At 71.7% G+C, this 21,728-nt stretch carries 17 protein-coding genes; 7 read left to right on the forward strand and 10 right to left on the reverse strand.

Annotation, left to right across the window (positions count from 1 at the left end):
- Nucleotides 1-63: 63 nt before the first annotated feature.
- The 5 genes from J8N05_RS03840 to J8N05_RS03860 all read right to left on the reverse strand — a co-directional run bounded on the left by J8N05_RS03840 (nucleotide 64) and on the right by J8N05_RS03860 (nucleotide 7,548).
- A complete protein-coding gene (locus tag J8N05_RS03840; protein ID WP_210881067.1) occupies nucleotides 64-1,254 on the reverse strand; it encodes an acyl-CoA dehydrogenase family protein in 1,191 nt (396 codons plus the stop codon).
- A 180-nt stretch (nucleotides 1,255-1,434) separates the two neighbouring features.
- Nucleotides 1,435-3,315 (reverse strand): acetyl/propionyl/methylcrotonyl-CoA carboxylase subunit alpha, encoded by a 1,881-nt coding sequence (locus J8N05_RS03845; RefSeq protein WP_210881068.1) that lies wholly within the window; start codon nucleotides 3,313-3,315, stop codon nucleotides 1,435-1,437.
- A gap of 44 nt (nucleotides 3,316-3,359) precedes the next feature.
- A complete protein-coding gene (locus tag J8N05_RS03850) occupies nucleotides 3,360-4,958 on the reverse strand; it encodes an acyl-CoA carboxylase subunit beta (protein WP_210881069.1) in 1,599 nt (532 codons plus the stop codon).
- Nucleotides 4,955-6,757 carry an acyclic terpene utilization AtuA family protein gene (locus tag J8N05_RS03855; RefSeq protein WP_210881070.1) on the reverse strand — a complete coding sequence of 601 codons (1,803 nt, stop codon included), beginning with the start codon at nucleotides 6,755-6,757 and terminating at the stop codon, nucleotides 4,955-4,957. The genes J8N05_RS03850 and J8N05_RS03855 overlap by 4 nt, the downstream gene beginning before the upstream one ends.
- Nucleotides 6,754-7,548 carry a TIGR03084 family metal-binding protein gene (locus J8N05_RS03860; RefSeq protein WP_210881071.1) on the reverse strand — a complete coding sequence of 265 codons (795 nt, stop codon included), beginning with the start codon at nucleotides 7,546-7,548 and terminating at the stop codon, nucleotides 6,754-6,756. Before J8N05_RS03860 ends, J8N05_RS03855 begins: the two co-directional genes overlap by 4 nt.
- A gap of 311 nt (nucleotides 7,549-7,859) precedes the next feature.
- Here J8N05_RS03860 and J8N05_RS03865 point away from each other — a divergent pair, with 311 nt between their 5' ends.
- Nucleotides 7,860-8,555 carry a hypothetical protein gene (locus J8N05_RS03865; protein ID WP_210881072.1) on the forward strand — a complete coding sequence of 232 codons (696 nt, stop codon included), beginning with the start codon at nucleotides 7,860-7,862 and terminating at the stop codon, nucleotides 8,553-8,555.
- A gap of 81 nt (nucleotides 8,556-8,636) precedes the next feature.
- Here J8N05_RS03865 and J8N05_RS03870 read toward each other — a convergent pair whose 3' ends face one another.
- Together J8N05_RS03870 and J8N05_RS03875 are read right to left on the reverse strand one after the other, a co-directional pair.
- Entirely contained in the window at nucleotides 8,637-9,602 is a 966-nt protein-coding gene (locus J8N05_RS03870; RefSeq protein ID WP_210881073.1) for an EamA family transporter, read from the reverse strand.
- Nucleotides 9,603-9,943: 341 nt separating this feature from the next.
- The gene (locus J8N05_RS03875) at nucleotides 9,944-12,904 is read right to left on the reverse strand and encodes an FAD-binding and (Fe-S)-binding domain-containing protein (protein WP_210881074.1); all 2,961 of its coding nucleotides are present in this window, start codon (nucleotides 12,902-12,904) and stop codon (nucleotides 9,944-9,946) included.
- Nucleotides 12,905-13,368: 464 nt separating this feature from the next.
- Between J8N05_RS03875 and J8N05_RS03880 the strand changes: the two genes are divergently transcribed.
- The 5 genes from J8N05_RS03880 (at nucleotide 13,369) to serC (ending at nucleotide 18,841) form a co-directional block, all read left to right on the forward strand.
- Nucleotides 13,369-15,375 carry an ATP-binding protein gene (locus J8N05_RS03880; protein WP_210881075.1) on the forward strand — a complete coding sequence of 669 codons (2,007 nt, stop codon included), beginning with the start codon at nucleotides 13,369-13,371 and terminating at the stop codon, nucleotides 15,373-15,375.
- Entirely contained in the window at nucleotides 15,372-15,845 is a 474-nt protein-coding gene (locus J8N05_RS03885; RefSeq protein ID WP_210881076.1) for a roadblock/LC7 domain-containing protein, read from the forward strand. Before J8N05_RS03880 ends, J8N05_RS03885 begins: the two co-directional genes overlap by 4 nt.
- On the forward strand, nucleotides 15,842-16,198 hold the full coding sequence (locus J8N05_RS03890) for a DUF742 domain-containing protein (RefSeq protein ID WP_210881077.1): 357 nt from the start codon (nucleotides 15,842-15,844) through the stop codon (nucleotides 16,196-16,198). Before J8N05_RS03885 ends, J8N05_RS03890 begins: the two co-directional genes overlap by 4 nt.
- Before the next feature lie 27 nt (nucleotides 16,199-16,225).
- Nucleotides 16,226-17,455 carry a cytochrome P450 gene (locus J8N05_RS03895; protein ID WP_210881078.1) on the forward strand — a complete coding sequence of 410 codons (1,230 nt, stop codon included), beginning with the start codon at nucleotides 16,226-16,228 and terminating at the stop codon, nucleotides 17,453-17,455.
- A 267-nt stretch (nucleotides 17,456-17,722) separates the two neighbouring features.
- Nucleotides 17,723-18,841 (forward strand): phosphoserine transaminase, encoded by a 1,119-nt coding sequence (gene serC, locus J8N05_RS03900; protein WP_210881079.1) that lies wholly within the window; start codon nucleotides 17,723-17,725, stop codon nucleotides 18,839-18,841.
- Nucleotides 18,842-18,935: 94 nt separating this feature from the next.
- Here serC and J8N05_RS03905 read toward each other — a convergent pair whose 3' ends face one another.
- The 3 genes from J8N05_RS03905 to J8N05_RS03915 all read right to left on the reverse strand — a co-directional run bounded on the left by J8N05_RS03905 (nucleotide 18,936) and on the right by J8N05_RS03915 (nucleotide 21,111).
- Nucleotides 18,936-19,853: a hypothetical protein gene (locus J8N05_RS03905; protein ID WP_210881080.1), complete on the reverse strand. Its 918-nt coding sequence runs from the start codon at nucleotides 19,851-19,853 to the stop codon at nucleotides 18,936-18,938.
- 206 nt (nucleotides 19,854-20,059) lie between these two features.
- Nucleotides 20,060-20,245: a DUF397 domain-containing protein gene (locus J8N05_RS03910; protein ID WP_210881081.1), complete on the reverse strand. Its 186-nt coding sequence runs from the start codon at nucleotides 20,243-20,245 to the stop codon at nucleotides 20,060-20,062.
- On the reverse strand, nucleotides 20,242-21,111 hold the full coding sequence (locus J8N05_RS03915; protein ID WP_210890005.1) for a helix-turn-helix domain-containing protein: 870 nt from the start codon (nucleotides 21,109-21,111) through the stop codon (nucleotides 20,242-20,244). The genes J8N05_RS03910 and J8N05_RS03915 overlap by 4 nt, the downstream gene beginning before the upstream one ends.
- Nucleotides 21,112-21,288: 177 nt before the next feature.
- Between J8N05_RS03915 and J8N05_RS03920 the strand changes: the two genes are divergently transcribed.
- The gene (locus J8N05_RS03920; protein WP_210881082.1) at nucleotides 21,289-21,714 is read left to right on the forward strand and encodes an ATP-binding protein; all 426 of its coding nucleotides are present in this window, start codon (nucleotides 21,289-21,291) and stop codon (nucleotides 21,712-21,714) included.
- The last annotated feature ends 14 nt before the right edge of the window (nucleotides 21,715-21,728 follow it).

The following is a 21,728-nucleotide window of genomic DNA, read 5'->3' on the forward strand; positions in this document are numbered from 1 at the left end:
GAGCCGGAAGTTGCACGGAAGCCGGAGAATATGAGGGAGATGAGGCTGTACGGGAGATGGTGCCTAATAGGACTTGGGCAGGCCCAGGGTCTGGTGCGAGACGTAGTTGAGGATCATCTCCCGGCTGACGGGCGCGATACGGGCCACCCGGGACGCGGTGATGAGCGACGCGAGGCCGAACTCGCCGGTCAGGCCGTTGCCGCCGAGCGTGTGCACGGACTGGTCGACGGCCTTCACACAGGCCTCCGCCGCCGCGTACTTCGCCATGTTGGCGGCCTCCCCGGCACCCACGTCGTCCCCGGAGTCGTACAGGAGGGCGGCCTTCTGCATCATCAGGCGGGCGAGTTCGAGGTCGATGTGGGCCTGGGCGAGGGGGTGCGCGATGGCCTGGTGGGCGCCGATGGGCTCGCGCCACACGGTGCGCTCGCGGGCGTAGACGAGGGCCTTGGAGAGCGCGTAGCGGCCCATGCCGATCGCGAAGGCGGCGGTCATGATGCGCTCGGGGTTGAGGCCCGCGAAGAGCTGGAGCAGGCCCGCGTCCTCGTCGCCGACGAGCGCGTCGGCGGGCAGGCGTACGTCGTCCAGGGTCAGCTCGAACTGCTTCTCCGCGCCGTGCAGTTCCATGTCGATCTGCCGCCGCCCGAAGCCGGGCGCGTCGCGGGGGACGATGAACAGGCACGGCTTGAGCTTGCCCGTGCGGGCGTCCGCCGTGCGGCCGACGACGAGGGTGGCGTCGGCGATGTCGACGCCCGAGATGAACACCTTGCGGCCGGTGAGGATCCAGTCGGCCCGCCCTTCCGGCTGTCCTGCCGGGCCGTCGGTCGCGCGGCGGGCCGTGGTCGTGATGCGGTGGCTGTTGGAGCCGGCGTCGGGTTCGGTGATGCCGAAGGCCATGGTGCGGGTGCCGTCGGCGAGGGCCGGGAGCCACTCCCTCTTCTGCTCTTCGGTACCGAAGCGGGCGATCACCGTGCCGCAGATGGCCGGTGAGACCACCATCATGAGCAGGGGGCAGCCCGCGGCGCCGAGTTCTTCGAGGACTATGGAGAGTTCGGCTATGCCGCCGCCTCCGCCGCCGTGTTCCTCCGGAAGGTTGACGCCGAGGTAGCCGAGCTTGGCGGCTTCCGCCCACAGTTCTGTGGGGTGGGATTTTTCCGCGATGACCTTGGCGAGGTAGGCGTGGCCGTAGCGGTTGCCGAGGGCGGAGACCGCTGCGCGGAGGGTTTTGTGCTCGTCGGATTCCAGGACCGTTGCCATGAGGACTCCTCGGGGGGCTCGGGGGGCTCGGGGGGAGGGGGCTGGTGTCGGGTGGCGGGTGCGGGTGCGTCGTGGCTGGTCGCGCAGTTCCCCGCGCCCCTGAAGACAGAGGCAAAGGATTGCGCCGTTCCCCGCGCCCCTGAAAGACAAAGGCGAAAGATTGCGCCGTTCCCCGCGCCCCTAAAGGGGCTCGACCACTGCCAAGAGGGTGCCGACCTCCACCTGTTGGCCCGTGCTCACGCGCAGAGCCGTCAGTGTGCCTGCCGTCGGGGACGTGATCTTGTGTTCCATCTTCATGGCCTCCAGCCAGATCAGGGGCTGGCCCGACCGGACCGGGGTCCCTTCGGCGAGGTCTTCCGCCAGGCAGACCACCGTGCCCGGCATGGGGGCCAGGAGGGAGCCGGGGGCATGGTCGGGCTCGGGGGCGGGGAAGCGGGGCAGGGCCGTGAGCGCGGTGTCGTTCACATGGACCCGGTCGCCGTACCGGGCCACCGCGAACTTGCGGCGTACGCCGGCTATGTCGAGTACGACGAGGTCCGCATCCGCCTGGACCACGTGGACGCCGTCGGCGGCCGGGCCCTGCCGGGTGTGCCGGTAGTGGACCTCGTGCTCCTCGCCCGCCACGAGGTAGCGCCTGCTCTGCGGCTGCGAGGGCAGGTTCCGCCAGCCGCCGCCGAACCGGGAGCGGCCGTGCGCGTCGGCGAGCGCGGCGGCCAGCGGGGCGTACGGGTCCGGGGTCGCCTCGGTGAGGTCGGCGAGGTGGTGCGCGTAGAACGCCGTGTTCATCCGGGCCGCAGTGAACTCCTCGTGGCGCAGGGAGCGTACGAGGAGGTCGCGGTTGGTGACCGGGCCGTGGACGGTCGCCCGCTCCAGGGCTCCGGCGAGTCGGCGGATCGCCTCCGCGCGCGTGGGCGCGTGGGCGACGGCCTTGGCGAGCATGGCGTCGTAGTGGACGCCGATCGTGTCGCCGTCCCCGTAGCCGGTGTCCAGCCGGACGCCGGGTACGGACAGCCGGTGCAGGGTGCCGGTCTGCGGGGCCCAGTCCTGGGCGGGGTCCTCGGCGTAGAGGCGGGCCTCGACCGCGTGGCCGGACGGGGCCGGCGGGTCGCCGTCGAGGGTGCCGCCCTCGGCGACGCGCAGTTGCAGGGCGACCAGGTCCGTCCCGAACACGGCCTCCGTCACAGGGTGTTCGACCTGGAGGCGGGTGTTCATCTCCAGGAAGTGGACACGCTCCTCCCCCGCGCGATCGGCCGAGACCAGGAACTCCACCGTGCCCGCGCCCGTGTAGGAGATCGTGCGGGCGGCTGCCGTGGCCGCCGAGAGCAGGCGCTGCTCCGTCTCGGGGCCGAGGCCCGGCGCCGGGGCTTCCTCGATGACCTTCTGGTGGCGGCGCTGGAGGGAGCAGTCGCGGGTGCCGAGCGCCCACACCGTGCCGTGGCCGTCGGCGACGATCTGCACCTCGACGTGGCGCGCGTGCTCGACGTACGGCTCGACGAAGACCGTGCCGTCCCCGAAGGCGCTCTGGGCCTCCGCGGAGGCTGCCGCCAACTCATCCTTCAGGTGGACGAGTTCGCGGACGACCCGCATGCCGCGTCCGCCGCCGCCCGCCGACGCCTTCACCAGGACCGGCAGATCCTTCGCGGTCACGGCGTCCGGGTCCAGGGGCGCGAGCAGCGGCACCCCGGCGGCGGCCATCAGCTCCTTGGCGCGGGTCTTGGAGGCCATCGCCCCGATCGCCTCGGGGGACGGGCCGACCCAGACGAGGCCCGCGTCGAGGACGGCCCGCGCGAAGTCGGCGTTCTCGGAGAGGAAGCCGTAACCGGGGTGGACGGCGTCGGCGCCCGCCGCGACGGCGGCCTTCACGATCAGCTCGCCGCGCAGGTACGTCTCGGCGGGCGAGCTGCCCGGCAGGCGTACGGCGGAATCGGCCACGCGCGCGTGGAGGGCGTCCGCGTCGGCGTCCGAGTACACGGCGACCGTACGGATGCCCAGCTCGTGGCAGGTGCGGAAGACACGGCAGGCGATCTCGCCGCGGTTGGCGACCAGCAGACTCGCAATCATGGGGCCTCTCACATCACTCACGCCCGTCACATCACTCACGCCTCTCACATCCGGAAGACGCCGAAGCCGCCGCGCGCGCCCTCGTAGGGGGCCGTGTGGAGGGCGGACAGGCACAGGCCGAGGACGGTTCGGGTGTCGCGCGGGTCGATGACGCCGTCGTCGTACAGCCGCCCGGACAGGAACATCGGCAGGGACTCGGACTCGATCTGCTGCTCCACCATGGCGCGCAGGGCCGCGTCGGCGGCGTCGTCGTACGGCTGCCCCTTCGCGGCGGCCGACTGCCGGGCGACGATCGACAGGACTCCGGCGAGCTGCTGCGGGCCCATGACGGCGGACTTGGCGCTGGGCCAGGCGAACAGGAAGCGCGGGTCGTACGCGCGACCGCACATGCCGTAATGGCCCGCTCCGTAGGAGGCGCCCATGAGGACGGACAGGTGCGGGACGCGGCTGTTGCTCACCGCGTTGATCATCATCGCGCCGTGCTTGATGATGCCGCCCTGCTCGTACTCCTTGCCGACCATGTAGCCGGTGGTGTTGTGCAGGAAGAGCAGCGGGATGTCGCGCTGGTTGGCGAGCTGGATGAACTGGGCGGCCTTCTGCGACTCCTCGCTGAACAGCACGCCGCGCGCGTTGGCGAGGATGCCGACGGGATAGCCGTGCAGGCTCGCCCAGCCGGTCGTCAGGCTCGTCCCGTAGAGGGGCTTGAACTCGTCGAAGTCGGAGCCGTCGACGATCCGGGCGACGACCTCGCGCGGGTCGAAGGGGTGCTTGAGATCGCCGGGGACGATGCCCAGCAACTCCTCCGGGTCGTACTTCGGCGGCTCGGCCGGGGCCGGATCGGCGTACGCCTTGCGGTGGTTGAGGCGGGCGACCACGCGCCGCGCCTGCCGCAGGGCGTCCCGCTCGTCCACGGCGAAGTAGTCGGCGAGACCCGACACGCGCGCGTGCATCTCGGCGCCGCCCAGGGACTCGTCGTCGCTCTCCTCGCCGGTGGCCATCTTCACCAGCGGCGGCCCGCCGAGGAAGACCTTCGCACGCTCCTTGACCATGATCACGTGATCGGACATGCCGGGGATGTACGCACCGCCCGCCGTGGAGTTGCCGAAGACGACGGCGACGGTCGGGATACCGGCCGCCGAGAGCCGGGTGATGCCCCGGAAGATGGCGCCCCCGGGGATGAAGATCTCCTTCTGGGAGGGCAGATCGGCACCGCCCGACTCGACGAGGCTGATGCTCGGCAGACGGTTGGCGTACGCGATGTCGTTGGCCCGCAGGGCCTTCTTCAGGCTCCAGGGGTTGCTGGCGCCGCCGCGTACGGTCGGGTCGTTGGCCGTGATCAGGCACTCGACGCCCTCGACGACACCGATGCCCGTGACGAGCGAGGCGCCGACCGTGTAGTCGCTCCCCCAGGCGGCGAGCGGCGACAGCTCCAGGAACGGTGTGTCGGGGTCCAGGAGCAGCTCGATGCGCTCCCGGGCGAGCAGTTTGCCGCGTTTGCGGTGCCGGGCCACGTACTTCTCGCCGCCGCCCGCGAGGGCCTTGGCGTGCTCGGTGTCGAGGTCGGCGAGCTTGCCGAGCATGGACTCGCGGTGGGCCGCGTAGTCGGCGGAGGAGGTGTCCAGCGCGGACGCCAGGACCGTCACAGCAGTACCTCCGGTATGTCGAGGTGGCGGGAGCGCAGCCATTCGCCGAGGGCCTTGGCCTGCGGGTCGAAGCGGTGCTGCGCGGCGACGCCCTCGCCGAGGATCCCCTCGACGACGAAGTTCAGCGCGCGCAGGTTGGGCAGGACGTGCCGTACGACGGTCAACTCTGCCGTCTCCGGGAGGAGTTCGTGGAACTTGTCGACGGTGAGGGTGTGGGCGAGCCAGCGCCAGGCGTCGTCCGTGCGCACCCAGACGCCGACGTTCGCGTTGCCGCCCTTGTCGCCGCTGCGGGCCCCGGCTACGAGGCCGAGGGGTGCACGGCGGACGGCGGACCCGACGGTCGGGAGGGGTTCGGGGAGCGGCGGTTCCTGAGAGGGCGCGAGAGGCTGGAGTACGCGGGTGTCGTGGGGCGGCGACACAGCGATCCGGCGTCCGTCGTGGAGGACTGCCACATGGTCCACGTCCACATGGGGGACGTACACATCCTCGAAGACCCCATAGGGGGCGCCCTTCCCCGGTGGCGCCATCACATGGAATCCGGGATAGCTGCCCAGGGCCAGTTCGATGGCGGCTCCGCTGAGGGTGCGGCCCACGGTGTCCTGGTCGGGGTCGCGCACGACGAGCCGGAGCAGGGCGCTCGCGGTCTCCTCGGTGGGCGCGTCGGGGCGGTCGGTGCGGACGAGTTCCCAGCGGACCTCGGCGGGGCGGGACTTGGCTGCCGCGAGCGCGGTCTCCAGCTGGGCCCGCACGAAGGCGGCCTTCGCCTCGATGTCGAGCCCGGTCAGCACGAGGACGACCTCGTTGCGGAAGCCGCCGAGCCGGTTGAGCCCGACCTTGAGCGTGGGCGGCGGCGCCTCGCCCCGCACTCCGTCGACACGGACCCGGTCGGGGCCCTCCTGGGTGAGGCGGACCGAGTCGAGGCGGGCGGTGACGTCGGGGCCCGCGTACCGGGCGCCCGCCGTCTCGTACAGGAGCTGGGCGGTGACCGTGCCGAGGTCCACGACGCCGCCGGTGCCGTCGTGCTTGGTGATGACGCTCGTGCCGTCCTCGTGGAGCTCGGCGACCGGGAAGCCCGGGTGGCGCAGCCGGGCGGGGTCGTGCTCGGTGAAGAAGGCGTAGTTGCCGCCGGTGGCCTGGGTGCCGCACTCCAGCACGTGCCCGGCGACGACGGCTCCCGCGAGCCGGTCGTAGGCGTCCGGCGCCCAGCCGAAGTGGGCGACCGCGGGCCCGGTGACCAGGGCGGCGTCGGTGACCCGGCCGGTGACGACGATGTCCGCGCCCTCGCGCAGACAGGCGGCGATGCCCTCGCCGCCGAGGTAGGCGTGCGCGGCGAGATTCCCCGGGCCCGGGTAGCGGGCGGTGAGGTCGTCGCCCTCGACATGGGCGACCCGCGCCGGGATGCCGAGCCTGGCCGCCAGCTCCCTCACGGCTGCTGCGAGTCCGGCGGGGTTGAGGCCGCCCGCGTTGGCCACGATCCGTACGCCGCGCTCGTGTGCCAGACCCAGGCACTCCTCCAGCTGGCGCAGGAAGGTGCGGGCGTAGCCGCCGGCCGGGTTCTTGAGGCGGTCGCGGCCGAGGATGAGCATGGTCAGCTCGGCGAGGTAGTCGCCGGTCAGAACGTCCAGCGGGCCACCGGTGAGCATCTCGCGCATGGCGTCGAAACGGTCGCCGTAGAAGCCGGAGGCGTTGCCTATGCGGAGGGGGCGGGTGGCGCTGGTGGCCGGGTCCGGCGTCGGACCGGGTGCGCCGGAGGCGGGGGCGCCGGTGGTGTGGCCGCCCGTGGCGGGGCCGTCGGTCATTCCGCGGCCCCCTTCGGTGCGCGGCCCGTGCCGGGCGGGCCCGCGAAGGCCTGGGCGATGTCCAGCCAGCGGTCGGCGTCGAGGCCCTCCGCCCGGACCGCGAGGTCGACGCGGTTCGCCCGCTGGGTGACGAGGAGGCAGAAGTCGAGCGCGGGGCCGGTCACGCGCTGGGCGGCGTCCTCGGGTCCGTACGACCACACCTCGCCCGAGGGTGCGGTCAGCTCGACGCGGAACTCCTCCTCGGGCGGAGTGAGCCCCCGTACCCCGAAGGCGAAGTTCCGGGCCCGCACACCGATGCGCACCACATGACGGAGACGGTCGGTGGGTGGCCTCATCACATGCAAGGTGTCCGCGATGTCCTGGCCGTGGGCCCAGGTCTCCATAAGACGGCCCGTCGCCATGGAGGCGACCGACATGGGCGGCCCGTACCAGGGGAAGCGCGTTCCGGCGGGTGCCGCGCGCAGTGCCTTCTCCAGTGCCTGCCGACCGGCACGCCACTCGGCGAGAAGCCGGCCCGGGGGCAGCGCGGCCCCCTCGTCCGCGCCCTCGTCCACGAAGCCGTCGGGCGAGGCGAGTGCCTTCTCGACCTCCTGCGCGAAGGCCGCGGCGTCGGTCACGGCGAGCAGCGCGGACCGGTCGGTCCAGGCGAGGTGCGCGATCTGGTGGGCGACGGTCCACCGGGGGGCCGGCGTGGCGAGCGCCCAGCGATCCTCCGCCAACTCACCTACCAGGGCGTCGAGTTGCTCGCTCTCCCGGCTCAGATCGTCGATCACGGACGACGGGTCGGACACGATGGCGCTCCCCTCGGGGCACGACGGTGTGCGGTGCGGTGCATGGCGTGCGGTGCGTTCTGGAGCATGGCAGCGGCCGGAGAAACAAGCAAGCGTGCTTGCATTGATTGGTGCGGACGCAGGGGCTGCACACACGTGAGCCCATGCCATGGATTGTCGCGACCTCATGGGTCAGGCAACACACATGTGCCTATTGAGGTGCGTTCCAGGCATTGCCGGACACTTCACCCGGGAGCAGCATGCGGTGTACGGCGGGGGCGCACACCGCGGTCACCCGTCCCGACATCCGACAGGGTTACAGAGAGGGCCACATGAGCACCCATTCGGAACCCCTGCGTCGCCTGGCTCTGGACAGGCTCATCAAGGACGCCGGTGGAACGGCACTGCCCGACGACGCGTCCGACGAACCGCATTTCGCCGAACTTCTCGACGAATGCGCGGCGTTGATCGACGAGATCACCTTCACCAAGAAGAACGACGGACATGTGGCGCAGGCGACGATGGGCGCCCATCCCCTCGTCACCTACGACCCCGCGTACTCGTCCGGGGAGGCCACCACGGACGACGTACCGTTCCGCACGGCCTCGATACTCCACGAGATCATGCACGTGAGCGTGGACAAGCTCTACGACAAGCCCACCGATCCGAGCGAGAAGATCTACTGGCAGTCGGTGAACTTCCACTACGCCACCACAGCTGGCAGTTCGTTCGCCGAGCAGAGCCAGACCGTGACGGAGAACCTGCAGAAGGTCATGGCCCGCGCCACCGCCGACTCCAAGGTGGACACGACGCTGCGCAGCCACATCGAGAGGCGTTACATCTACGGCTGCGCCGGCCCGCACGTCCACTACGACACGGTCCTGCTCGACCTTCTCGTCTATCTGCGCCTGAAGGGGCACAGCAGGAAGAACGTGCTCTTCGCCTACCTGACCAAGCTGTCGCAGGAGGCACGGAACCGTCGCATGGACTCGAAGGGCGGCCCCGTACCGCCCGCGTCCGCGACCTGAGAGAGGGCCCGCCCTCCTCGGCCGCCGCGCCCCCGGTCCGCACCCCGGGAGTGTCCGGTCAACGGGCCCGCAGTGACTGCCCTAGCCCACGTTCTTGGCTTTTCCGCGGCCCACCTGGGTGCGTACCGCTCCCATGCTCGCCGCGATGACCAGGCCGATCGCCAGGCCCTCGGTGACGGACAGCGTCTGGCTCAGGACGAGGAAGCCGGCGATCGAGGCGACGGCCGGTTCCAGGCTCATCAGGACCGCGAAGGTGGAGGCGGGCATCCGCCGCAGGGCGAGCAGTTCCAGCGTGTACGGGAGGACGGAGGAGAGGATCGCGACGGCCGAGCCCAGGGCGAGCGTGGTCGGGTTCAGGAGCTTGGCGCCCGACTCGACGAGGCCCAGGGGCAGGAACGCCACCGCCGCGACCACCATCGCCAGCGCCAGCCCGTCGGCCTGCGGGAAGCGGCGCCCCGTACGTGCGCTGAAAACTATGTACGCGGCCCACATGGCGCCTGCCGACAGGGCGAAGGCCACACCCATGGGGTCGAGGGTGCTGAAGCCTCCGCCGCCCAGCAGGAAGACACCGCCGAGAGCGAGGCCGGCCCAGACGAGGTTGACGGCCCGGCGTGAGACGACCACCGAGAGGATCAGCGGGCCGAGGACTTCGAGGGTGACGGCGGGGCCGAGGGGGATGCGGGCCACGGACTGGTAGAAGAGGCCGTTCATCGCGGCCATCGTGATGCCGAAGACGACGACGGTGCCCCAGTCCGCGCGCGAGTGCCCGCGCAGCTTGGGCCGGCAGATCACCATAAGGACGATCGCGGCGACCGCGAGGCGCAGGGAGACCACGCCGAGCGCTCCCGCGCGTGGCATGAGGCTCACGGCGAGGGCGCCGCCGAACTGGACGCTGATGCCGCCGGCCAGGACCAGGCCCACCGGGCCCAGGGCCCTGATGCCTCGGGGGGTCGCCTCCGCGGAGGGCTCGGACGTGGGGTCCGGGGTCGCTGCGGCGGTTGCGGGGTCGGCGACCGGGACGGGGTGGTCGGCGCGGGGGATGGTCACGGGGGCGTCCAGGAAGTTCGGTTCGGGTCAGGTCGGTCGGTGCGCGGTGTGTACATCGTGGTGGACTTGCCAGTCCAGGGTAATGGACTTCGTCAGGGTTGTGAAGCCGTTTTGGAGCTTACGCGTGCGCTCCGCTGGGGGTGGGGTGCCCTTGGGGGCGGGGGTGGGGGCAGGGGTGGGGGTCGTGGGGGAGTGCGGGTGCGTTGTGGCTGGTCGCGCAGTTCCCCGCGCCCCTTAGGGGGTGGGGGTGCGGGTTGTGGGTGAGTGCGGGCTCGTTGGGGCTGAGCGCGCAGTTCCCCGCGCCCCTTAAAGGCAAAAGATTGCGCCGTTCCCCGCGCCCCTTAAGAGGCGGGGCGGTCCGTCGGGAGGGCCCTTGCCAGGATTTCTGCCAAGTGGTGGCCCTGTGTCCTTGTCGTCTGGTGGAGTTGGGTGCGGCAGGAGAAGCCGTCTGCCAGGAGTACGGCGTTTTCGGGGGCCTCTCGGACCGCCGGGAGCAGTTGTTCCTCGGCGCAGGCCGTCGACACCTCGAAGTGGCCCTTCTCGAAGCCGAAGTTGCCCGCGAGGCCGCAGCAGCCGCCCGCCAGGGTGCCGGTCAGGCCCGCCGCCTCGCGCAGGCGGCGGTCCGCCGCGTCGCCCAGGACCGCGTGCTGGTGGCAGTGGGTCTGGCCGACGACCGGGCGGTCCAGACGCGGGGGCGTCCAGTGCGGGGCGTGGCGTTCCAGCGCCTCCGCGAACGTCACCACCGCCGCCGCCAGGCGCCGTGCGCGCGGATCGTCGGGCAGCAGCTCCGGCAGATCCGTACGCAGGGCCGCCGCGCAGCTCGGTTCGAGGACGACGACGGGCGGGGGTTCCGAGGCGGACGCCGAGTCCAAGAGGGAGTCCAGGAGCGGGTCCATCAGGTCGAGCGTGCGGCGCATCACCGTCCGGGCGCGGTCCAGCTGTCCCGTCGACACGTAGGTCAGGCCGCAGCAGACCCCCGGACCGGGACCGCGGGAGGACGGTCGTCCGCCGGCGGTCACCGGGGTCACGTTCAGGCCCGCCGCCTCCAGGACCCGTACGGCCGCCCTGCCGACGGACGGGGAGAGGTGTTCCGTGAAGGTGTCCGGCCACAGGAGCACCCTCTTCGGTGCGGCGGAATCCGTCGGCGGTTCCGCGGGCCCCGTCCGCGCGCCGCTGCCCCGGGCCCACCACCGGCTGAACGTCTCCCCCGCCACCCGCGGGATCTCCCGCTCCGGCGCGATGCCGCCCAGCCGTTTGGCGAGCGCCGCCAACGGCCGTACCGAGGCGAGGAGGTTGACCAGCCGCGCCGTACGCGTGCGGTCCACCAGCCGCAGCCACAACGGCAGCCACCCCATCGCGTAGTGCGCCGCCGGCCGCCTGCGGCCCTCGTAGTGGTGGTGCAGGAACTCCGCCTTGTACGTGGCCATGTCGACGCCGACCGGGCAGTCCGAGCGGCAGCCCTTGCAGGACAGGCAGAGGTCCAGCGCGTCGCGTACCTCCGTGGAGCGCCAGCCGTCCGTGATCACCTCGCCCGCCAGCATCTCGTGCAGCAGTCGCGCGCGCCCCCGCGTGGAGTGCTCCTCCTCACCGGTGGCGCGGAAGGACGGGCACATGACCGAGGAGCCCGCCACTGTCTCGGTGCGGCACTTGGCGACGCCCACGCAGCGGCGTACCGCCGCCGAGAAGTCGCCGCCGTCGGCCGGGTAGCCGAACTCGACGTCCACCGGTTCGCGCGGGAGGACCGCGAACCGCAGGTTCTCGTCCAGCCGGTGCGGCCTGACCAGCATGCCGGGGTTGAGCAGGCCGTCCGGGTCCCAGAGGTCCTTCACCCGCTCGAAGAGACCGACGGCCCGGGGCCCGTACATCTTCGGCAGCAGTTCCGCCCGCGCCTGGCCGTCCCCGTGCTCCCCGGACAGCGATCCGCCGTGCGAGACGACGAGTTCGGCCAGGTCCTCCGAGAAGCGGCGGAAGCGGCTCACGCCCGCGGGGGTCAGCAGGTCGAAGTCGATGCGTACGTGGATGCAGCCGTCCCCGAAGTGGCCGTACGGCGCCCCGCGCAGCCCGTGCGTCTTCAACAGGCCCCTGAAGTCCCGCAGATACGCGCCGAGCCGGGCCGGTGGCACCGCGCAGTCCTCCCAGCCGGGCCAGGCCTCGGTGCCGTCCGGCATCCGGGTCGCCGTGCCGCTGGCGTCCTCGCGGATGCGCCACAGGGTGCGTTGCGCGGCGGGGTCGGTGACGACCAGGGAGTCCGTCACGTCCGCCGCGCGGGCGATCGCCTCGGCACGCGCGCGTGCCTGTGCCTCCGTGTCGCCGCCCGTCTCCACGAACAGCCAGGCGCCACCTCGGGGCAGGCCCGCGTCCGGGGGTACGAGGTCGGCCGCCATCCCCTCCACCGTCAGCGGCCCGTGGGGCAGCAGGCCGGCCGCAGCCTCCGCCGCCGCGCTCTCGTCCGGGTAGGCGAGGACGGCGAGCGCACGCGCGCGTGGTGCCTGTACGAGGCGTACGACGGCCTCCGTGAGGATGCCGAGGGTGCCCTCGGAGCCGCAGAGGAGGCGGGCCACGTCCGCGCCGCGTTCGGGGAGCAGTGCGTCCAGTGCGTATCCGGAGATGCGGCGCGGGAGGGCGGGGAAGCCGGTGCGGAGTGTCTTCAACTCGGCTTCCACCAGGGCGCGCAGACCGTCCGGTGCGCCCGCCCAGTCGGGGCCGGGGCGGAGGCGGTCGCCTCGGGCGGTGAGTACGGAGAGTGCGCGTACGTTGTCCGCCGTCGTGCCCCAGGCCACCGAGTGCGAGCCGCAGGAGTTGTTGCCGATCATTCCGCCGAGCGTGCAGCGGCTGTGGGTCGAGGGGTCGGGGCCGAAGCGGAGCCCGTGCGGGGCGGAGGCCTCCTGGAGGCGGTCCAGGACGACGCCCGGCTGGACCACGGCCGTGCGGGTGTCCGCGTCCACGGAGAGGACGCGGTTCATGTGGCGGGTGAAGTCGAGGACGACGCCCGTGCCCGTCGCCTGGCCGGCGATGGACGTGCCTGCGCCGCGGGCTACGACCGGTACGGCCAGTTCGGCGCACACGGAGAGTGTTGCCGCTACGTCGTCGGCGTCTCTCGGGGCTACGACGCCCAGGGGGACGCGGCGGTAGTTGGACGCGTCCATGGTGTGCAGTGCTCGCGCGGTCGCGTCGAAGGTGACCTCGCCGTGGACCGCTTTGGTCAGCGCGGCGGTCAGTTCGCGCGTCAGCTCCGGCCCGCGATCCGGTTGCGGCTTGCGCTTCGGTTGCGGCTGTGGCGTCCCGAGATCCGTTTCCCTCATGTGGCCAAGCATGCATGGCCCCTGCCGGGGTGGGCGGGAGTGTGCGGTGTGCGCCTTCGGCGCGGGGAGGGGGATGGCTGGGGGCTGGGCTTCGGCTGGCCCGCCGTTGTGGCTGGGCGCGCAGTTCCCCGCGCCCCTTACGGGGCTCCCGCCCGGATCTCGGCTTACCCGCCGTCGTGGTTGCGCGCGCCGTTCCCCGCGCCCCTAACGGGGGCGCCCGCCCGGACCTCGACTCACCCACCGTCGTGGTTGCGCGCGCCGTTCCCCGCGCCCCTAACGGGGGCGCTCGGGGTGGGGTGTTTCGTGCGCCCCGTTGTGCGCCGGGGCGGCTCCTCAGGGATTCGCGGACGAATTGTGAGAGTGCGCCAGAACGTGCCCGTTCCGATCACGAAGTCCCATATAGTGACCGCCAGTTGAGCACCAGGTGTCGCATCCCGCCCAGGACACGACCGAGGACACGATTCATGACCGCGCCCACCTCGCAAGCGCGCCCCACAAAAGATCGGCCGTCCCTCGCACAACTCGGCAGCGCACGTCCCCGTCTGCGTGCCGTCGCGGTCGCTCCGCTCCTGACGGTCGTACCGGCCGGGTTCGCCGTCGGAGCCGCGGTCGCCCTGGCCCCCGCTCAGGCGCGCGTCCCCCTCGGCTGGGGCCTGGGCGCGGCCCTCCTCCTGCTGTGCGCGGCCGTGGCCGTGGCCGGCCATGCCGCGCAGACCTCACGATTACTCCTCCGCCGTCTCGAAACGGTCTCCCAGGAAGCCGGCCGATTACTCCAGGAGAAGGCCGCCCTCACGGAGGAATCCGCCAGGGAACACGCCCGGCTCACCGACGAGTTCACCCGGGAACGCGCGCGGCTCGCCGAGCAGAACGCCCACCAGAAGGTGCGACTCGCCGCCGAACTCGACCGGGAGCGCACCCGCCTCGGCGCCGAGAACGCGCGCGTGACCGACGAGTTGCGGCAGGCGAGAACCGACCGGGCCACCGCGATCTCGGCCTCCGCCAACACCGCCGGCCGCCTCCAGGCCCTCGCCACGAGCATGCTGGCCGATCTGCGCGCCATGGAGGAGCGGCACGCCGACGAGGACGTGCTCGCCGACCTCCTCCACCTCGACCACAGCACCGCGCAGGCGGGCCGTCTCGCCGACTCCGTCGCCGTCCTCACGGGCGCGCGTTCCGGCCGCCGCTGGGCGCGGCCCATCGTCATGGAGTCGATCCTGCGCGGCGCGATGGGCCGCATCGGCGGCTATCAGCGCGTACGCATCCACTCCGCGAGCGAGGCGGCGGTCGCCGGGCACGCCGCCGAGGCCGTGATGCACGCCCTCGCCGAGATCCTCGACAACGCCGCGAACTTCTCACCGCCGACGGCCGAAGTGCACGTCTACGTGGAAGAGGTACCGGCCGGGGTGATCGTCTCCGTGGAGGACAGCGGCCTGGTGATGGGCGAGGCGCAGCTCCGTCGCGCCGAACTGGCCGTCTCCGGTACGCAGTCGGGGCTCGGCGGCCTAACCGGCGCCCGGCTCGGCCTCACGGTCGTCGGCCTGCTCGCCCGCAAGTATGGCCTGACCGTCTCGTTCCGCCCCTCGGCGCGCGGCGGCACGGGCGTCCTGGTCCGCATCCCGCAGGACATCCTCGCGACCCCGGCCTCGGCCTCGGCATCGGCATCGACTCCGGCATCGCCATCGGCTCCGACCACTGTCCCGACCCCTGCTTCCGCGTCCGGACGGGCCGCCGCGGCGGACTCCGCACCCACCTACGTACCGGCCTCCGCGCCACATTCGACACCGCCGCCGTTCCGGGCACCCTTTTCAGCCCCGGCTCCGGCCCCGGCCTCGACCCCGCCTTCCGTCCAGACCCCGTACCCGATCCCCGAGCCGGCCGCCCCGACGGATCCCACGGACACGGCGGACGCGGCGCGCACGACCGGCGCGGCGGACCCGGTCCTACGGGGATCCTCGTCGCCCTTCCCCGGACCGCGCCCCGGGCCCTGGTCCGACCCGGACGACCCGGAGGAGTTCCCCTGGTCCGGCTCCCACGGGTCGTACGCCGCTTCCCACGCGCTCCCCGACCTGGACCCGGAGCCGGTCCCGGCCCACGGTTTCCGGCCCCGGCCCGCCGAACATCCCCACCATCCCGACCCCTCCGGCCCTTCCAGCCCCTCCGGCCCTTCCAGCCCTTCCGGCCCTTCCGGCCCTTCCGGCCCCGCCGACCACGCCGAACTGCTCCCGAGGCGTCACCGCGGTCGCACCCTCGCCGAGTCCGAGGCCGCGGCCGAAGCCACCACGGAAGCCGCGGCGGAAGCCACCGCGGGCACGGGACCGGCCGACACCGACCGCACCCCCGACGACGTGATGAACCGCGCCACCCGCTTCAACAGCTTCCGCCAAGCCGTGCGCCGCCCTCCGGCGGACGAGCCCGTACAGGCCCGTACGAGCCCTGCCACCCCCCACCCGGAAGGCGACCCCACGTCATGACCCTCCACACCGGCACCACCTCGGCGACCGACATCCCCTCGGCCGCCTCCGCCGCCTCCGCCGCCCCCGCCACGTCGACGACCGAGGAGAAGCTCGGCTGGCTCGTGCAGGGGCTGCTGACGCGCACCCCGGGTGCCCGGCACGCGCTCGTGCTCTCCCGCGACGGCCTCAAGCTGTGCAGTTCGCCGGAACTCTCCGTCGACCAGGCCGACCACCTCGCCGCCATCGCCGCCGGGATCCAGGCGCTGTCCCACGGGGCCTCCCTCCAGTTCGGGGACGGCACCGGGGACGTACGGTCGGCGATGACCGAGTTCTACGGCGGGATCCTGTTCATCGTCGAGGCCGGCGAGGGCGCGCACCTGGCGCTGGTGACGGCCGAGGAGGCCGACGCCGGGCTCGTCGGACACAACATGGGCCAGCTCGTGGAACAACTCGACGGACACCTGAGCGCGCCACCACGCCGGACATGAGCCGCCCGGGCAGAGACGACGCGCCCGACCGGCTCTACACCCTCACCCAGGGGCGTACCCGGTCCGCGCCCGGCACGCCCTTCGACCTGTTGACGCTGGTCGTCGCCGAGTGCGATCCGGTGCCCGGCATGCAGTCGGAGCACGCGGCGATCCTGCGCCTCACCGGGCGGCCCACCGCCGTCGCCGAGGTCGCCGCGGAGCTTCGGCTGCCGGTCACCATCACGAAGATCCTGCTCTGCGACCTGCTCGCCGAGGGCCGCGTCAGCGCCCGCCATCCCCGCAGGGCCGAACTCGGCGGCCGGCCCGATCCCCACATCCTGGAGCAGGTGCTCGTTGGACTCCGCAACCTCTGAAACCCCTGACGCCCGGGGGACGGCCCGGTGAGCCCCGACCCCGTACGCCTCGGTGGTCCTCGGTTCCTTTCCGCCGAACCCGCCGCCCTGTACCGGGAGTTGCGGCGCGACTTCGGCGCGGTGGCCCCCGTGCTGCTCGACGCGGACATCCCGGCGTGGCTCGTCCTCGGCTACCGCGAGCTGCACCAGGTCACCGGGGACGCCGTGCTGTTCAGCCGTGACTCCGGCCTGTGGAACCAGTGGGAACGCGTTCCCGACGACTGGCCGCTGCTGCCGATGATCGGGCGCGGGCACTCCTCCGTCCTGCACACCGTCGGCGAACGCCATCGCACGCGCGTGGCGGTGATCGGCGGCGCCCTCGACGCCGTCGACCCCTTCGAGCTGCGCGCCCACGTCGAACGGCTCGCCGACGAGCTGATCGACGCGGTGTGCGCGGACGGCACGACGGACCTCGTCGCGCGCTACGCGGACCTGCTCCCCGTACGCGTCCTCGCCGCCCTCTACGGCTTCGCCGACGAGCAGGGGCCGGGCCTGGTCGCCGCGCTGAACGACATGGTCGACGGGCGCGAGGACGCCCACGCGGGGCAGTTGCACGTGGCCGCGTGCATGGCGCGGCTGGTGGCGGACCGGGCGGCGCGGCCCGGGGACGACGTGGTCAGCCGCATGCTCGCCTCCGGTCGTACGGCGCCGGGCCCCGCGCTGACGCACGAGGAGATCGCCAAGGATCTGATCGTCATGCTGACCGCGGGCCAGCAGCCGACCGCGGGCTGGATCGGCAACTCGCTGCGGCTGATGCTGACGGACGCGCGGTTCGCCGCCTCGCTGTTCGGCGGGCGGCGCAGTGTCGCCCAGGCCATGAACGAGGTGCTGTGGGAGGACACCCCCACCCAGGCCGTGGCCGGCCGCTGGGCGTCCCGCGACGCCCGGCTCGGCGGGCGGGCCGTGCGCGCCGGGGATCTGCTGCTCCTCGGCGTCCAGGCCGCGAACCACGATCCGCAGGTACGTACCCACGGCACGGCCCTGACCGGCGGGAACAGCGCGCACTTCTCCTTCGGGCACGGGGAGCACCGGTGTCCGTTCCCGGCGCAGGAGATCGCGGAGGTGGTCGCGCGCACGGCGATCGAGGTGGTCCTGGACCGCCTCCCCGACCTCGACCTGGCGGTCCCCGCGTCCTCCTTGACCCGCCGCCCCTCCCCCTGGCTGGGCGGCCTGACCACCCTCCCGGTCCGCTTCACACCGACGGCGCCACGGGGATGACGCCTTCCCTCGCCCCCGCCGCCCTTACCCGTTCCCGTCCACTCATGGGGGCTCCGCCCCCTCGCCCCCTATTGCGCAGTTCCCCGCGCCCCTGGGTACCTAGGGGCGCGGGGAACTGCGCAAGGGGGGGTAGGGGGCGGAGCCCCCATGCAGTGACGGGAACGGGTAAGGGCGGCGGGGGCGAAAACCAGCCCTTCCCCACCCCCCGGTGTCTCATCCGACGGACGACGTTTCACCCACGTTTCCGGGAACGGCTACGCTCCCGTTGTGGCTGATATCCAGATCCCCGCAGACCTCAAGCCCGCCGACGGCCGTTTCGGCGCGGGCCCCTCCAAGGTGCGAACGGAGTCGCTCAGCGCGCTGGCCGCAACCGGCACGTCCCTGATGGGCACATCCCACCGCCAGGCCCCGGTCAAGAACCTCGTGGGGAAGGTCCGCGAAGGTGTGAGCGACCTCTTCTCGCTCCCCGAGGGCTACGAGGTCGTCCTCGGCAACGGCGGCTCCACCGCGTTCTGGGACGTGGCGACCCACGGACTGATCGAGAACAAGTCGCAGCACCTGACGTTCGGCGAGTTCTCGTCGAAGTTCGCCAAGGCGTCCAAGCTGGCGCCGTGGCTGGCGGACCCGGACGTCATCACCTCCGAGCCGGGTACGCACCCGGAGGCGGTGGCCCAGTCCGGCGTGGACGTCTACGCCCTCACCCACAACGAGACCTCCACCGGTGTCGCCGCCCCCATCAAGCGGGTCGCGAACGCCGACGACGGCTCCCTGGTCCTCGTGGACGCCACTTCCGGCGCGGGCGGCCTCCCGGTCGACATCGCGGAGACGGACGTCTACTACTTCGCCCCGCAGAAGTCGTTCGCGGCGGACGGCGGCCTGTGGATCGGCATCTTCTCCCCGGCCGCGATCGAGCGCGCCGAGCGCGTCCACGCGAGCGGCCGCCACGTACCGGAGTTCTTCTCGCTCCCCACGGCGATCGACAACTCCCGCAAGAACCAGACGTACAACACCCCGGCGCTCGCGACCCTCTTCCTCCTCAACGACCAGTTGGAGTGGATCAACGGCCAGGGCGGCCTCGACTGGTCGGTCCGCCGCACGGCGACCTCCTCGCGCACGCTCTACGGCTGGGCCGAGGACGTCAAGTACGCGAACCCGTTCGTCACCGACCCGGCCAAGCGCTCGCAGGTCATCGGCACGATCGACTTCTCGGACGACGTGGACGCGTCCGCGGTCGCCAAGGTCCTGCGCGCCAACGGCATCGTCGACACCGAGCCCTACCGCAAGCTCGGCCGCAACCAGCTCCGCGTGGCGATGTTCCCGGCGATCGACCCGTCGGACGTCGAAGCGCTCACGAAGTGCATCGACTACGTGATCGAGAAGCTCTGACCTTCTCCGCGGAGAACTTCTCGTACGCCGATGGGGGCGCCCGGACAACACCGGGCGCCCCCATCATCTGTCCGGGGACGGGTTCTTGAGCCGCTCAGCTCCGGCCCGGCGCGTAGTAGGTGCTGATCCAGGCCAGACCGGTGCGGCTCACCGCGACCATCGCCACCTCCGCCCCCGCGCCGAAGTAGTACGTGCGGCTGCCTGCGCACTGGTCCAGTGCGCTGGTGACCGCCGCGGCATCGGTATTGCGGATCTTGGCAGTGGCCTCGGTGAGATAGCCGTCGACGAGGCTGCGTATCCGCTGCTCGCCCGCTTCCCCCGACAGATCGCCCGCATTGTGGGGCAGGTGCTTGAGGGCGTGCTCGACGACCGCCTGCGGGCTGCCGAAGGTGAGCTTCCCCGATTGCTGTTTCAGTGTCTCGGCGAAGGGGAGGCTGTGGGCGGCCCAGACGCTCGCGTCTCCGATGTGCAGGGGCCGCGCCATGCCCGCCGCCTCCAGCGCCACGCGGTACCGCGTCAACAGCTCCGACTGGTCATGGCCGGACACGTACGTGTTCGGCGGCAGCGACTGACCGACGGCCAGGTACGCGGCTTGCGCGTGCACGAAGTCCGCGCAGGTGGCGGGTTTTTGTTCTACGGCGAATGCACCGGCATCCTGAAGGATCTCTTGGGCGCCGAGGAAGACGCCCATCTTCGTGGCACCATCCCAGTGGCGCAGGAGACGGATCTTGTCGCTCACGTCGGTGTACTGCGCGGCGTTTCCACCGAGCGCCTTGTACACCGGCTGCATCTGCTGCGCCAGCGACCCGTTGGTCACCACCCGCTTCTTGTGCAGGATATTGACGTCGCCGCCCACCATGGCCGCGAAGTCATCGGAAGCTCGGTTCGAGTCCAGGAACGCCGGGTGCGCCGAGAAGCTGTCCTGCCTCCACTCCACCAGCCAGTACGGCTCCGTGCGCTGGACCTGGGCTTTCAGGTCGCTCAGTCGCCGGTTGAGCTCCTCCCATGGCATGAGCTGTCCCCCTTCGTGTCGTGTCGTCGAAGGTGCTGTGAAGGCGTCAGCGTGGCACGGAAGCCGTCATACCGGGACACGTCATGGTGGCGTAATCGCGCTGCGCCAGTCAGCCGACGCGCATGGCCAGGACTGCCGGGCGGGCGGGGCGTACGGGTTGCGGCAGGCCGCTGTCCTCCCCCCTGCCTGCACCCACGCGGAACGGCCTAGCCGAACTGCCGCAGGAACGCGTGCCAGCTCTCGCGGGAGACGGTGAGGAGGGGGCCGTCCGATGCCGGCTGCTTGCTGTCGCGGACGGCCCGACCGCCGACGGCCGTGTCGGCGACCTCGACGCAGGCGTTCTCCGCGCCCGAGTACGACGACTTACGGAAGGGGCTTATGACCTCGGTCACGATGTGTCTTCCTTCAAGCTCCGCAGTATGCCCCGGATGAGCGTCACGCTCGCGTCAGGCGTCAACGCTGACGATCGTAGTAGGTCGTATGCATTGGCGTAAGCGGCGAGATCCTCGGCTCCTTCAAGGACCGATGCGCCTCGCAGATTGTCCATGGCAACGGCCTCGACCGTCGGCTCCTCGTCGAAACTGAAGGAGGAGAAGGCAGAGGAGTAACCGGCCAGGACGCCCGCGCTGAACGGCAGCACCTGCACAGTGACGTTCTTCCGCTTTCCGATCTCAAGAACAGCGGACAACTGCTCGCGGTGAATGTCGACGCTCACCAGCGGGTGTGTGAGGACCGCTTCCCAGACGATAGCCGTGTACGACGCGCCGCCCTCCTCGATCTTCGCCTGTCGCCCCGCGCGCACCTTCACCAGCTGGGCGGCCCGTTCCGGCTCGATGCAGTGAGGGCTGGCCGCGATAACTGCTTCCGCGTAGGCCGCAGTTTGCAGCAGCCCCGGAATCATGACCGGCTGCCACTCCCGGATGTAGGTCGCGTCGTCCTCCAACGCGATGTGATCGACGTAGTCCGGCCGCAGATGCGCGGCATGCTCAAGCCACCAGCCCCGTCGCTTCGACTGCCGGGCCAACTCCTCAAGTTTTTGGCGGACTTCGAGGTCGCGCACCCCGTACGCATCCAGCAGCGCCCGGATTTCGAGCGGTCGGGCGGACACATGCCCGGTCTCGATGCGACTGACCCTGGTCTGGTGGGCCGCGATCACCTCGGCGGACTGCAGCTGGTCCAGTTTCGCCGCCAGCCGGTAGGTCTTGAGCGCAGCGCCAAGTCGCCTGCTGCGCACCGTCGGCCGTCCCGCTACGGGCATCCCGGCCCCCTCTCCTGTCGCGACGAAACTGTAGGGCATATCTCGATCGAACATACATCCAGGTGCTTACATGCACCTCTATCGATTGCAAGTCGACTTCTTGCCGCCCTACGCTCATGCAAAGCAGAGGTGTTCATTTCCGCATCTTGACGACACATCAGGGAGTACGGCACCCCCATGCCCGAGACCGAGACCTTCCGCATCCCCCGCCACAGAAGCCACATCCCCGCCGCCCGCCAACGCGTCCGCAGGACACTCGTGGGCTGGGGTGTCACCGGCGAACTCGCCGACGCCGTCACCCTGTCGGCGAACGAACTCGCCACCAACGCCGTGACGCACTGCCGAGTGCCCTGCGCCCGCATCCGGATCACGCTCACGCTCGACGGCCCGGAGTTGGTCCTGGAGGTCTCCGACCCGGACCGGGACGGACTTCCCCGCCCGCGCGACTCGGCCCCGGACGAGGAGAGTGGCCGCGGCCTCGCGCTGGTGGAGGCGTCGGCCGACTCCTGGGGGTACCGGCAGGGCCCGTACACGAAGAGCGTGTGGGCCCGGTTCACGCTCGTGGAGAAGCCGGCGGGGGCCCGTGTTCCGGTTCCTTCGTGACGCGGTCGCCCGCC

The sequence above is a fragment of the Streptomyces liliiviolaceus genome (assembly GCF_018070025.1).
GTDB lineage: Bacteria > Actinomycetota > Actinomycetes > Streptomycetales > Streptomycetaceae > Streptomyces > Streptomyces liliiviolaceus.

What these genes read in the sequence shown, in the direction of transcription:
- J8N05_RS03840 (WP_210881067.1), bottom strand. Translation starts at nt 1,254, where the DNA reads ATGGCAACGGTCCTGGAATCCGACGAGCACAAAACCCTCCGCGCAGCG.
- J8N05_RS03845 (WP_210881068.1), bottom strand. Translation starts at nt 3,315, where the DNA reads ATGATTGCGAGTCTGCTGGTCGCCAACCGCGGCGAGATCGCCTGCCGT.
- J8N05_RS03855 (WP_210881070.1), bottom strand. Translation starts at nt 6,757, where the DNA reads ATGACCGACGGCCCCGCCACGGGCGGCCACACCACCGGCGCCCCCGCC.
- J8N05_RS03865 (WP_210881072.1), top strand. Translation starts at nt 7,860, where the DNA reads ATGAGCACCCATTCGGAACCCCTGCGTCGCCTGGCTCTGGACAGGCTC.
- J8N05_RS03875 (WP_210881074.1), bottom strand. Translation starts at nt 12,904, where the DNA reads ATGAGGGAAACGGATCTCGGGACGCCACAGCCGCAACCGAAGCGCAAG.
- J8N05_RS03880 (WP_210881075.1), top strand. Translation starts at nt 13,369, where the DNA reads ATGACCGCGCCCACCTCGCAAGCGCGCCCCACAAAAGATCGGCCGTCC.
- J8N05_RS03885 (WP_210881076.1), top strand. Translation starts at nt 15,372, where the DNA reads ATGACCCTCCACACCGGCACCACCTCGGCGACCGACATCCCCTCGGCC.
- J8N05_RS03890 (WP_210881077.1), top strand. Translation starts at nt 15,842, where the DNA reads ATGAGCCGCCCGGGCAGAGACGACGCGCCCGACCGGCTCTACACCCTC.
- J8N05_RS03905 (WP_210881080.1), bottom strand. Translation starts at nt 19,853, where the DNA reads ATGCCATGGGAGGAGCTCAACCGGCGACTGAGCGACCTGAAAGCCCAG.
- J8N05_RS03915 (WP_210890005.1), bottom strand. Translation starts at nt 21,111, where the DNA reads ATGCCCGTAGCGGGACGGCCGACGGTGCGCAGCAGGCGACTTGGCGCT.
- J8N05_RS03920 (WP_210881082.1), top strand. Translation starts at nt 21,289, where the DNA reads ATGCCCGAGACCGAGACCTTCCGCATCCCCCGCCACAGAAGCCACATC.